Source organism: Salinicola sp. CPA57 (genome assembly GCF_003206035.1).
Taxonomy (GTDB): domain Bacteria; phylum Pseudomonadota; class Gammaproteobacteria; order Pseudomonadales; family Halomonadaceae; genus Salinicola; species Salinicola socius.
The window spans coordinates 199,034-210,092 of record NZ_PZJR01000005.1 but is presented as its reverse complement, the minus strand read 5'-3'; the positions used below and the strand labels follow the sequence as shown (position 1 = coordinate 210,092).

The window sequence follows — 11,059 nt, the reverse complement described above, 5'->3', positions numbered from 1 at the left end:
ATCTTGAATTCTTCGGTGTATCGTTGACGGCTCATGGAACCTCCTGCTGCCTTCAGTATAAGGCCTGGAGGTGTCTACGAAACTAGGGGCGATTCAAGAAGACGGCTCCCAAGGATCTGGCGCTAGGCAAGCAGCGATTCAAAGAGCTGCCGCCCGAGCCCTCGAAAAGCCGAAAGTAGAGATCACGTCTTCCGATGTGCCTTTCTCCAACCGGCATACAGCAGTATGAAAGTGAGGATAGAGAGATGGCTAACGAGCGTTTCGCAAGCATCTGGGACGCTGTCGAGGATACCCCTGAGGAAGCGGCAAACATGCGTCTGCGGTCCAAGCTGATGATGATTCTTGGCGAGCGGGTAAAAAGCTGGAACGTGAGTCAGGCTGAAGCTGGCCGTCGCCTGGGGCTGACTCAGCCTCGCGTCAATGATTTGCTGAAGGGTCGAGTCAGCAAGTTCAGTCTTGATGCGCTGGTTAACCTTTCCACGCATGCGCATTACCGGATCGATATCAGCGTCTTAGAAGACAAAACCGCACCAGCTTGAGACGAACGACAGGCTCATGGCTGGCGCTGGAATGACTCGAAAGTCCCTGAGTCGAGCATCGGACAGGGATTCCATTGAGCTCCTGGACTCCGTGCAATCAGGCGCGCTTCAAACGCTGCTAGACGATGGGGCAGCACGACGTCGCGGGTCAGCGCGGCAAGTCTAAGGCTCTAGCTTGTTTCAAGGTCGCCCAGCGGATCTCCCCAATCGTGCCGCTGCCGCGACCTCGCCGATTAGAACGACACGCTGGCCTGCAGCGTGACCTCCAACGGTTCGCCGACCACCACCCGGGTATCGCCGCCGCTGGAAGGGTAGTAAGTGGTGTCGAACAGGTTGTGGACGTTGAGCTGGAGATGGGTGTTGTCGCCAAGCCAGCGGTTGTCCCAGGCGACGAAGGCGTCCGCCACGGTGTAGTCGTCGAGGCTGAAGCTGTTGTCGCTGTCGCCCTCGCGGCCGCCGACGTAGCGCACGCCGCCGCCGATTCGCCAACGACCGTAATCGGGGTTTACTGCGAGCGCCTGCGATAGCAGCAACGACGCGGTGTGACGCGCGACGTTGGGCAGCGCGTTGCCTTCGGTGCCGCCGCCTGTATTCTCCGAGCCATCGTCGAGCACTTCGGCATCGGTGTAGGCATAGTTGGCGAGGACCGATAGCCGCTCGGTCAATTCCCCCTGGGCGGAGAGCTCGATCCCTTTCGAACCGCTCTTGCCCACCGCCCGCGACACGCCGTTGTCGCTGACGACGACGTTCTCCTTGGTGATCTCGAAATAGGCCAGTGAAGCCTGCAGCCGATCCCCGAGGAGACGTTGCTTGATCCCGGCTTCCCAGCCATGACCCGTTTCCGGATCGAAGCGCTGACCGGTGTCGGCATCCGGCTGGTTGGGAACGAACGATTCGCTGTAACTGGCGTAGAGCGAGGTCTGCGGCGTCAGCTTGTAGAGCAGGCTGGCGTGGGGCAGGAAGACGTCATCCTGGGTGTCGGTTTCGACCACGAACGGCCGACCCTGACCGCCATACTGCTCGGTATGCTGAAAACGTCCACCCAGGCCGAGAATCCAGCGTTCGCCTAAGTGCAGATTGTCGTCGACATAGGCGCCGGTGGTGTCGATCTCGTCGAGACGATGGCTGGTGCTGTCGAGATAGGTGGCGCCGTCCAGGGTCAGGTCGCCGTCGTCGGGGTCGTAGATCGAGATCGTATCGGTAGCGCCGCGATAGCGGTCGGCCAGATAGTCGCGGCGTCGCTCATGATCGATGCCGACGGTCATTTCGTGGCGAATGCCGGCCAGGGTCACGTCGCCGAGCAGCTCGGCGGCGGTATAGATCACCCGCCGGTCGAAGCCGTGATTGGCATCGGCGCGCCGGGTGGCAGTGCCATCCTCGGCAACGCTGAGCACCCGCGGCTGGCCGTCGTCGTACTGGCGTCGGTTCCAGCCGTAGATCAGGCGACTGGTCCAGTCCGGGTTCAGATCCTGCTCCCAGCGCGCCGTGAACGACTGATCGTGGCCGGTCACCCGCGACCAGTTCTCGTCGAATCGGCGCTTGCGTGGCACGTCGACCGCCTTGCCATCGACGAAGGCGGTGCCCCGATCCAGGGTCAGGTCGTAATCACGATATTCATAGGCGAACCACAGTCGGGTATCGTCGTCTTCCCAGCTCAGCGACGGCGCCACCACGGTCTGACGATGGCTGCCGAAGTCGCGCCAGTACTCCTCGTCCTGCTGCCCGACGATGAAGCGAAACGCCGCACCGCTGTCGCCCAGCGGCCCGGTGACGTCGACGCTGGCATTGCCGCCGCCGAAAGAGGTGCCCTTGCCGCTGATGGTGCGCTGCCACTCGTACTGCGGCTTCTTGCTGACGAGATTGATCACCCCGCCAGGCTCCTGAATGCCGTAGCGAAACGAACTCGGGCCCTTGAGCACTTCGACCCGCTCGGTGGTGAAGGTGGCAAACGTATTGCGCGGCTGGCGGATGCCGTCGCGCAGAATCGAGCCGTCGCTGTTACTGCCGAAGCCGCGTTTGATGAACCCGGCTTCCGTTCCACCCATGGTATTGCCCAGAGTCACGCCGTTGATGTAGGCCATGGCATCGGTCAACGAATCGGCGCCGATATCCTCGAGCATCTGTGAGCTGATCTGGTCGACCGTTCGCGCCTGGCTCAGGAAGTCGGTTGGGCGGCCATTGACCAGGTTCGAGCGCGTCGCTTGATAGCCTTCCGCTTGCGATGGGACGGTGGCGGCGGTCACCACCATCGGTGCAAGAGCGTCATCCGCGTTACTGGCTCGGGCGGCTATCAGCAGTACCGCCAAGGTGGCGGCGCTGGAGAGGCGGCGTGGGGGCATGGCGTGGGTTCCCTGGTTTGAATTGTCGTTTTCTGACTGACGTTTTGGCCGTGGCCCGTGACGAAGGCGAGCGTTCAATGTGGCGATGAATTTGGCGATGAGTGTGGTGATGAAGGAACCGCGCGATAGGTCGTCTCGAACGTGCCGTCGACGGTGATCGGCATGAAGTCTCGATAGAGTTCGCGTCGTGTCGCTGCCGGATCGAGGGCGCCGCACTGCTGCGGATGCAGCCAGCCGGCGATGGCCTGCAGGGCGACCACCGAGAACGGCCCCTGGTGGTAGCCATGCCAGATCGCGTGGAAGCCGCCGTCGTTGACCGCCGATAGCGCCGACCAACCCGGTCGGCGGGCCACGACATCGGCCATGTCGCCCTGGGTATCGCTTTCCGCGACACCGAAGCCGGCCCGAATCGAGCCGCTTTTGGCCCACTGGGCGGCGGTGGCGATGATCACGTCGGGGTCGCGCGCGAGGATGGTCTCGGGGTTGAGCACGTTTTCGGTGCCCGGGCTCATGCCGGCGGCGATGTTGTCGCCCCGGGCATGGTCCACCAGGTCGGCGAGACCCGAATCGAAGTTGCTGCGACAGCAGTCGACCTTGAGCCCCGGGGCGATATCGATCAGCACGCTGGGCCGCCGGGTGACGGCATCGAGACAGTCGTCGACAGCGGCGGTCGCCGATTGCAGTCGCGTGATCAGGGCGGAGGCGCGCGATTCTGCATCCAGCGCCTGGCCCAGCAGCTCGAGCGAGGGCTGCGTGTCGTCGAGAGGATGCTCGCGGAAATCGATGAACAGGATCGGAATCTGCAGCGCCGCCAGTTGATCCAGCAGCGGTGTCTGGCGCAGCTCGGCATGGCGCGAGATATCGGCGACGATCAGATCCGGATCGAGGGTGATCAGCGCTTCGGCGCTGGGCATGGCATTGCCGTTGTTGCCCAGCGTCGGCAAATCGGACAGGGCGGGAAAGGCCGCAGCGAAACGCGCCTGCGCCACGGGGTCGAAGCTCTCCAGCGAACCGCGCCAGCCGCTCATGCGTGATACGGGATCGGGCAACAGTGCCGCGAGGGCAAAGAGGTGGCGCGGATTATCGAGAAAGAGGCGCTCGGGGGCGACGGCAAGGGTCACCTCGCGCCCGGCGAGATCGGTCACTGTCACCGGATACTCTGTCGCCTGCGCCGTGCTTGTCAGCCAGCCGATACCGAGCCCGATTCCGAGCCAGATTCTGAGCCAGATCCTGAGTGTGTCCCTCGCGTTTCGGCGGCCCGGTGATAATCCCATGATCCCTTTTCTTCTAGTTGATTAAAGCGAATCATTATCATTTGTGTCGAGTCAGGGGTCAATGCCAATGGCCGTCAGCGGCAAGCCGATAACCGGTCGGTCGGCTCGAAGGGGCGGATGACCCAGTTTTCTATGCCTTCCGGTGCAATCCACAGCGGGATCGCATTGGCCGAGCGAGGTCCGGCCGGGCTGCCGTGGGTCAGGCCACGCACGGCGCGAACCAGCCCCGAATGGCCGACGATCAGCGGCGTCTCGGCTTCGTCGAGCAGCGCATTGAGCGTGGTGGCGATGCGCTCGACGAATGTCTGCCAGGATTCGCCACCAGGCGGCGTACTCGTATACGGGATCGTCTCGGGAATCGGCTGGCCTTCGAGGTCTCCCCAGTGGCGTTCCATCAGCCCATCGACGATCCGGTCCGGTGCGCGGCCCAGCGCCAGTTCGGCGGTGCGGTAGGCCCGCTGCAGCGGGCTCGACACCGCCAGCGACCAGTCGATGTCCCCCAGCAGCTCGCCTGCGCGCTTCGCTTCGCCTTCGCCCTGCGGCGTCAGCGCCACGTCATGCTGGCCGCCGATGCGGCGTTCGAGGTTGCGGGTGCTCTGGCCGTGACGAAGGAAGACGAAGGGGCGGCGGATCAGGGCAGGCATGGCAGGTCCTTGGCAAGAAGTCGGGCGTGAACGCAGTGATCCGATTCTAATCGATTCGGCGAGTGACGATTTGCCGGCTAGGGGATTTTGCGGTAACCCTTGGTGATGATCCGGCGATCTGCCTGATTGTCATGCCATGCCCGACCCGACGTGAACCGCATAAGGAATGCCCATGTCCACCACGCTCGATATCCATATCTACACCGACCCCGATTTTCGCCAGTCGAAGGACTTCGCCGATCAGCGCGTACTCGACATTCTGGGCGAGTTCGAGGGTCTGGGATCGCGTATCACGCTAAGTTTCAGCCACGACGAGACTGCGCTGAATGCGGCGCTGGCCGATGCCGAGGTGCTGATTCTGGTGGGCAAGCTGGATATCGCCGACGTGGCGGCACGGGCGCCCAGGTTGCGCTGGATCCATATCACCAGTGCCGGGGTCGATCGAATTCCCCTGGACCGCCTGCCCGCCGAGGTACTGGTGACCAACGCCAAGGGCAATCACGAGGTGCGGGCCCGGGAGTTCTCGATGACGGCACTGTTGATGCTCAACAACCGGCTGCCGGATTTCGTGACCCAACAGCGCGAGAAACACTGGGCGCAGACTGCGATCGAGCCCATCGACGGCAAGACGGTGGTGATCCTGGGCATGGGTGCGCTGGGCAGCGCCGCGGCCGAGGCGGCAAAGCGGCTGAACCTGAGAGTGATCGGCATCAGCCGTTCGGGCCGGGATCACGCCCTCGCCGATGTCAGTCTGCCGCAAAGCCGGCTGAAGGAAGCGCTGGCGGGCGCCGATTTTCTGCTGATCACGCTGCCGTTGACCGCCGATACTCGCGATATCGTCGGCGAGGCGGAACTGGCGGCCATGCCGGCGCGCGCGGGGGTGATCAATATCGGCCGCGGCCCGGTGCTGGATGTGGCCGCGCTGGCGAAACGGCTGGAAGCGGGTCAACTGCGCGGTGCGGTGCTCGACGTGTTCCCGGAGGAGCCGCTGGCGGCGGATTCGCCCTACTGGACCACGCGCAACCTGATCGTCACGCCGCACAGCGGACTCTACGACGCCGATTACGTACCGCGCTGCCTGCGCTTCTTCTTCGCCAACGTCGAACGTTATCTCGACGACCGGCCGCTCGAGAACCGAGTCGATACGAGCTTGGGCTATTGATCTACACGGTCTGCCATAGCATCGGATCCGGGTCACCCAACGTCGAGGCGATCGTCTCCAGCGCTCGCATCAGCGCCTCGCGGCTTTCGGCGGCGCTGATACAGACGCGGATTGCCTGCGGCGCGGCAACACTGCCCAGGCAGAAGCTTTCGGCGCTGCTGACGTTGACCTGCTGCGCCTGGAGTTGAGCGACCACATGGCTGGTGCGCAGCTCGCCCGGCAGCGGCAGCCATAGATAGAACCCACCGCGGCGACCGCGCGGGGAGAACTCCCCCAGCCTCTCCATGGCATGATCGAAACGCCACTCGAGCTCGTCGCGCTGCCAGCGCAGCAGCGTCTCGGCATCGCCGCTTTCGATCCAGCGACAGACCAGTGACGCCATCAGCGGTGGCGGCATCCAGCTCTGGGCCCGCAACGCCGCCGTCAGCCGTCCGTGCAGCGCCAGTGGCGCACGCATGGCACCGACGCGCAGCCCCCCGCCAAGCACCTTGGCGACCGAGAACAGTGTCACCGTGCATTCGGGCGCCAGCCGGTAGAGCGGTGTCACCGGCTCGGCATCGAGCTGAGGATGAATGTCGTCCTCGATCAGCCAGAACTGACGCTCCCGCGCCAGCGCCACCAGCGCCCGCCGGCGTGCCTCGCTAAGACGCGCGGTGGTCGGATTGTGGCAGTCGGGCATGACGTAGAGTGCGCGGAACGGCTGCTGCTCGAAGGCGCGGGCCAACGCGTCGATATCGATGCCTTCCTCGTCGTGGGCGACCGCCACGCTCTTGAGCGAGAGTTGCTGCAGGCCGCTGATCAGGCCCGGATAGGTCAGGCGCTCGGCTGCCAGCCGTTCGCCGGGCGACAACAGGGCGCTCAGACTCAGGTAGATACCGTGCATGCCGCCCTGATTGATCAACAGCTCATCCGCCGGGACGGCGCGTCCCAGCGTTGCGAGCCAGCCGGCGATCACCTCTCGCTGCCAGTGCTGGCCCGCTTCGGGTTGATAATCGATGGCTGCCCTCAGCAGCTCGGGGTCGTGCTGAATCGAGCGCATCGCATTGGCCAGCGATGCCTCGCGTTGTGGGTGGGGCGGCGGCAGCGACAGGCTGAGATCGACGATGCCGCTGTCCGGCGCGGCGCGACGGACGTGGTCGAACGCCTGGTGGGGCGCACCGGCGTCGCGCACGTAGGTACCGCTGCCGACGCGTGCACTGACCACGCCGCGCTGTTCGGCGAGCGCGTAGGCACGGGTGATCGTACCGACGGTGACGCCGAGGGCGTCTGCCAGGCGTCGTTGCGGTGGCAGCTTGGCGCCCGCCGGCAGTTCTCCGCTGGCAGCGGCGGCGGCAATGGCGTCGGCCAGCTCGCGATAGCGGGGGCCATGTCCGGGGAGTCGAGGGATCCAGATTGTCATGGTGACAATAATCGAGTTGACCGAATAAATAAGGCGGTTATGCTCGAATTGTTCGGCTTTAAAGCCACAAAGTCAACAAATTGTACCCATACGATTTATGAAAAATGATTCCCGGGTATCGATTGATTCTCTGAAGAGGTGTCCGATGTCTACCGTCTTGACGTTCCGCGAACTGCCCTACGCTCGGGAAAGCCTGGCGACCGTGCTGTCAACGACAGGGTCAACGACAGGGGCAATTGGGGATGACGGTGTCGTGGTAACCGACGCCACGCTGTTCTACCCCCACGGTGGCGGACAGCCGGGGGACCGGGGCGTGTTCATCACCGCCGATGGCCGCACCTTGACGGTTCATGACACGCGCAAGGGCGACAATGGACAGGTCCACCACCTGCTCGACCCGAACCATGGGCTGGAGGCAGGGCAGAGCGTCACCCAGCAGATCGACTGGGCGCATCGCCATGCCCACATGCGCATGCACACCGCGCTGCATCTGCTCTCCGTGATCGTTCCCCATGGCGTCACCGGCGGCAGCATCGGTGCCGATCGTGGCCGGCTCGATTTCGATCTCGGCGAGGCCAGCTTCGACAAGGAGGAGCTGAGCGAGCGGCTCAATGCGCTGATCGCAGCCGACTATCCGGTGACCAGCGAGTGGATCAGCGAAGCCGAGCTCGACGCGCATCCCGAGCTGGTGAAGACGATGTCGGTGGCCCCTCCGCGCGGCGCCGGCGAGATTCGCATGGTGCGTATCGGCGACATCGACTATCAACCCTGCGGCGGCACCCACGTCGCCTCGACCGCCGAGATCGGCCCGATCCAGGTCGCCAGCATCAAGAATCGGGGCGCGCGCAATCGTCGCTTCACGCTCACCTGGGCGGCGTCGGATAGGCTCAAGCCGGGCGGCAATGCCGGAGGTGGCCAGTGATGTCGCTTGGCTGGTGGTTCTCGGTGGCGCTGTTTTCGGTCTCGATGTGCGGTACGCCCGGCCCCAACAATGTGATGCTGACCGCCTCCGGTGCGCTCTACGGCTATCGCCGCACGTTGCCGCACATTTTCGGCATCATGGCGGGTTGCTTCGTGCTGTTCATGGCCGTGGCGCTGGGGCTGGGCGTGCTGTTCGAACGTTTCCCGCTGCTGCAGCAAGGTCTCAAGATCATCGGCGCCGTCTATCTGCTCTATCTGGCGTGGAAGATCGCCATCGCACCGCCGCCGGACCTGACCGCTAAGGAAGGGGCGCGCCCGCTGACCGCCTGGCAGGCGGCGGTGTTCCAGTTCGTCAATCCCAAGGCGTGGGTGATGGGGATCGCGCTGATTGCCGGTTTCATGCCTGCCAGCGGCTCACTGCTCGCCAACGCCCTGGTACTGTCGGCGTTCATGGAGATCGTCGGCTTCTTCTGCATCTCATGCTGGGCCGGGTTTGGCATGGCGATCGGCAAGCTGCTGAAGACGCCCCGAGCGTGGCGCATTTTCAACGGCGTGATGGGGCTGGCGACCGCCGCCTGCGTGGGCTTCATCGTGAGTTGACGTCTGGCCGGGGCTAACGCGTCGCCCAGCCCTGTTGGTGCAGATAGTCGAGAATGAAAGGCCGCGTTTCCTTGATGATCAGGCGCTGGATCATCGCGCTCCAGATCTCGGCTCGCTGATGGCTGCCGCGCTGCTGGTAGTAGCGCGTGATCTGACCATCGTAATCGGCCAGTACGGCGGGATCGACCGGCTGGTAGCGGTTCTCGTGGACCAGCATCGCCTGCGGCATGCGCGGTTTGAGATCGGGCTCGGCATCCGGCCAGCCGACGCAGAAGCCGAACAGCGGCAGCATGAACTTCGGCGTCATGGATTGGCGCCTGATGAATGGCAGGGCCGCATGAGCGCGCGTTTAAAGACCGAAAAGAAAGTTCGCCTGCTCAAGGCCCGTTAAAAGGCCGATCCCGGCTGGCTCAGAAACTCGGTCTCGTCCGGTGTCGACGCTCGACCCAGGATCGCGTTGCGATGCGGGTAGCGCCCGAAGCGCTCGATGATCTCGCGGTGGCGTCGCTCGAAACGAATCTGCTCCTCCATGCCGGGCTGGTCGAACAGCGCGGTCGCCCGGTCGTGAATGATCGATGATTCGCTGTGCATGAATGGCATGTAGACGAAGATTCGCTGCCGTGTGGGCAGCCTGACGTCATCGCCGGCGGCGATCGCTTCCTGCGCCAGAGCGAGCGCCAGCGGGTCCTGGGCGAAAGCTTGCGGGGTATCGCGATGCACGTTGCGCGAAAACTGGTCGAGCACCAGGATCTCCGCCAGTCTGCCGGAAGGCGTCTCGCGCCACGGCCAGCATTCGCAACGCGCGGCGGCCGCTAGCGTGCCGCCGAATCGGGCGGCGATGGCGCGATCCAGATCGCCGTCCTTGCGAAACCAGTCCTTGGGGGTCAATTCCTCGAACCAGAAGTCGAGAACCTGTTGAGGATGAACAAGAGTCGCGGTCACGGCAGTCACCTGATCGTCGGGTCGGCAGAGGCAGCATAGTCGGTCAGCGCGCGGTCACGGCGACGGAGCTGCCGGGCGAAGCCGAAGCCGACCGGCAGCACCGCGACCGCGGCGAGCGCCAGGGTCGGTGTAGTGCCGGACAGCGCAATGATACCGCCGCCGATGGCGGTGCCCAGCGACTGCCCGGTGAAGAAGGCGGTGGCGAATAGCGACACCGCCGCACCACGCCGCTCCGGCGCCATCTGGGTGGCGGTGGTCTGCAGCGTATTGTGCAGCATGTAGAATCCCAGCCCGAACAGATAGCAGCCGACGATAGCGACGTTGGGCGTCGGCCTCAGGCAAATGGCGGCCAGCGCGATCGCGATCAGCACGCAGCCCGATTGGCACAGCCCGCTCTCGCCCAGTTTCGGCACCAGCCGTCGCGCCAGCAGCGCGAAACTCAACCCCCCGAGAGCGAACACCGCCAGGATCAGCCCGGCTTCGGTCAACGGCAATCCACCGGCGACGTGCAGATGGCTGGCCACGAACGCGAACCCGCAAAAGACCGCCGCACCTTCGAAGAACACGGTGATCAATACCACCCGCGGCCATGGCTTCTGCAGCACGTAACGCAGGCTTACGCCGAGCGATTCCCGTTCCCGTTTCCGGGGCCGTTCGTGACGGCCGGCGCGGTACCACAGCAGCCCGCTGGCGGCGGCGAACATCAGCGTGTAGGCCAGGAACGGCCACTGCCACCAATCCTGTTCCGCGGCCAGTCCGCCGAATGTCTGGCCGCAGGCGAGGCCGCCGATCTGCCCGATCAGGAAGCGCGCCAGCACTGCCTGGCGCTGCTCGTAGGGCACGTTGTCGCCGATCCAGGCCATCGCCAGCGGGATCACCGCGGCGCACCCCACGCCGGCCAGCATGCGCGCCGCGATCAAGGTCGCCAGGCTGCCCGACAGTGCACACAGCAGACTGGCCACGGCGGCGAGCAGGGAAAACAGCGAGATTACGCGCAGCTTGCCGTAGCGGTCCCCGCTCGGCCCCAGCACCAGCTGCAGACAGCCGTAGACGATGGCGAAGGCGGTGATCGCCCAGGACGCGGCGCTCAGCGTAGTGGTGTAGACCTCGGCGAGACGCGGCAGGATCGGATCGAGAATTCGTTGCGTGGCGGCGGCGCAGAACGCGGTCATCGCCAGCAGCACGATGGTGGGCCAAGGCGTGGGTGCTGCGGCTCGAGGGGCGGTCACTGACACGTCG

The 11,059-nt window shown here is 64.6% G+C and carries 11 protein-coding genes; 4 read left to right on the top strand and 7 right to left on the bottom strand.

Annotated features, from left to right (window positions below):
• Nucleotides 1–245: 245 nt before the first annotated feature.
• Nucleotides 246–539 (top strand): XRE family transcriptional regulator, encoded by a 294-nt coding sequence (locus DOM36_RS07485; protein WP_110642305.1) that lies wholly within the window; start codon nt 246–248, stop codon nt 537–539.
• A 233-nt stretch (nt 540–772) separates the two neighbouring features.
• On the opposite strand, the gene DOM36_RS07480 is transcribed toward DOM36_RS07485, so the two are convergent.
• From DOM36_RS07480 to DOM36_RS07470, 3 genes are all read right to left on the bottom strand, one after another.
• Nucleotides 773–2,878: a TonB-dependent siderophore receptor gene (locus DOM36_RS07480; RefSeq protein WP_110642303.1), complete on the bottom strand. Its 2,106-nt coding sequence runs from the start codon at nt 2,876–2,878 to the stop codon at nt 773–775.
• 74 nt (nt 2,879–2,952) lie between these two features.
• Nucleotides 2,953–4,029, bottom strand: a complete 1,077-nt coding sequence (locus tag DOM36_RS07475) for an ABC transporter substrate-binding protein (RefSeq protein ID WP_157958591.1) — start codon at nt 4,027–4,029, stop codon at nt 2,953–2,955.
• A gap of 197 nt (nt 4,030–4,226) precedes the next feature.
• Entirely contained in the window at nt 4,227–4,796 is a 570-nt protein-coding gene (locus DOM36_RS07470) for a histidine phosphatase family protein (RefSeq protein WP_110642299.1), read from the bottom strand.
• 172 nt (nt 4,797–4,968) lie between these two features.
• Here DOM36_RS07470 and DOM36_RS07465 point away from each other — a divergent pair, with 172 nt between their 5' ends.
• Nucleotides 4,969–5,958: a D-2-hydroxyacid dehydrogenase gene (locus DOM36_RS07465; RefSeq protein ID WP_075569437.1), complete on the top strand. Its 990-nt coding sequence runs from the start codon at nt 4,969–4,971 to the stop codon at nt 5,956–5,958.
• Nucleotide 5,959: 1 nt separating this feature from the next.
• Here DOM36_RS07465 and DOM36_RS07460 read toward each other — a convergent pair whose 3' ends face one another.
• The gene (locus tag DOM36_RS07460; RefSeq protein ID WP_110642297.1) at nt 5,960–7,357 is read right to left on the bottom strand and encodes a PLP-dependent aminotransferase family protein; all 1,398 of its coding nucleotides are present in this window, start codon (nt 7,355–7,357) and stop codon (nt 5,960–5,962) included.
• Between the two features lie 145 nt (nt 7,358–7,502).
• On the opposite strand from DOM36_RS07460, the gene DOM36_RS07455 reads away from it, so the two are divergent.
• Both DOM36_RS07455 and DOM36_RS07450 read left to right on the top strand, forming a co-directional pair.
• Nucleotides 7,503–8,279, top strand: a complete 777-nt coding sequence (locus DOM36_RS07455) for an alanyl-tRNA editing protein (RefSeq protein ID WP_110642295.1) — start codon at nt 7,503–7,505, stop codon at nt 8,277–8,279.
• A complete protein-coding gene (locus DOM36_RS07450; RefSeq protein WP_075569434.1) occupies nt 8,279–8,878 on the top strand; it encodes a LysE family translocator in 600 nt (199 codons plus the stop codon). The genes DOM36_RS07455 and DOM36_RS07450 overlap by 1 nt, the downstream gene beginning before the upstream one ends.
• Before the next feature lie 13 nt (nt 8,879–8,891).
• Here DOM36_RS07450 and DOM36_RS07445 read toward each other — a convergent pair whose 3' ends face one another.
• The 3 genes from DOM36_RS07445 to DOM36_RS07435 all read right to left on the bottom strand — a co-directional run bounded on the left by DOM36_RS07445 (nt 8,892) and on the right by DOM36_RS07435 (nt 11,055).
• The gene (locus tag DOM36_RS07445) at nt 8,892–9,185 is read right to left on the bottom strand and encodes an NAD(P)H nitroreductase (protein WP_075569433.1); all 294 of its coding nucleotides are present in this window, start codon (nt 9,183–9,185) and stop codon (nt 8,892–8,894) included.
• Between the two features lie 80 nt (nt 9,186–9,265).
• A complete protein-coding gene (locus DOM36_RS07440; RefSeq protein ID WP_110642327.1) occupies nt 9,266–9,820 on the bottom strand; it encodes a DUF924 family protein in 555 nt (184 codons plus the stop codon).
• 5 nt (nt 9,821–9,825) lie between these two features.
• Nucleotides 9,826–11,055, bottom strand: a complete 1,230-nt coding sequence (locus tag DOM36_RS07435) for an MFS transporter (RefSeq protein WP_157958590.1) — start codon at nt 11,053–11,055, stop codon at nt 9,826–9,828.
• Nucleotides 11,056–11,059: the final 4 nt, after the last annotated feature.

What these genes read in the sequence shown, in the direction of transcription:
- DOM36_RS07485 (WP_110642305.1), top strand. Translation starts at nt 246, where the DNA reads ATGGCTAACGAGCGTTTCGCAAGCATCTGGGACGCTGTCGAGGATACC.
- DOM36_RS07480 (WP_110642303.1), bottom strand. Translation starts at nt 2,878, where the DNA reads ATGCCCCCACGCCGCCTCTCCAGCGCCGCCACCTTGGCGGTACTGCTG.
- DOM36_RS07470 (WP_110642299.1), bottom strand. Translation starts at nt 4,796, where the DNA reads ATGCCTGCCCTGATCCGCCGCCCCTTCGTCTTCCTTCGTCACGGCCAG.
- DOM36_RS07465 (WP_075569437.1), top strand. Translation starts at nt 4,969, where the DNA reads ATGTCCACCACGCTCGATATCCATATCTACACCGACCCCGATTTTCGC.
- DOM36_RS07460 (WP_110642297.1), bottom strand. Translation starts at nt 7,357, where the DNA reads ATGACAATCTGGATCCCTCGACTCCCCGGACATGGCCCCCGCTATCGC.
- DOM36_RS07455 (WP_110642295.1), top strand. Translation starts at nt 7,503, where the DNA reads ATGTCTACCGTCTTGACGTTCCGCGAACTGCCCTACGCTCGGGAAAGC.
- DOM36_RS07450 (WP_075569434.1), top strand. Translation starts at nt 8,279, where the DNA reads ATGTCGCTTGGCTGGTGGTTCTCGGTGGCGCTGTTTTCGGTCTCGATG.
- DOM36_RS07445 (WP_075569433.1), bottom strand. Translation starts at nt 9,185, where the DNA reads ATGACGCCGAAGTTCATGCTGCCGCTGTTCGGCTTCTGCGTCGGCTGG.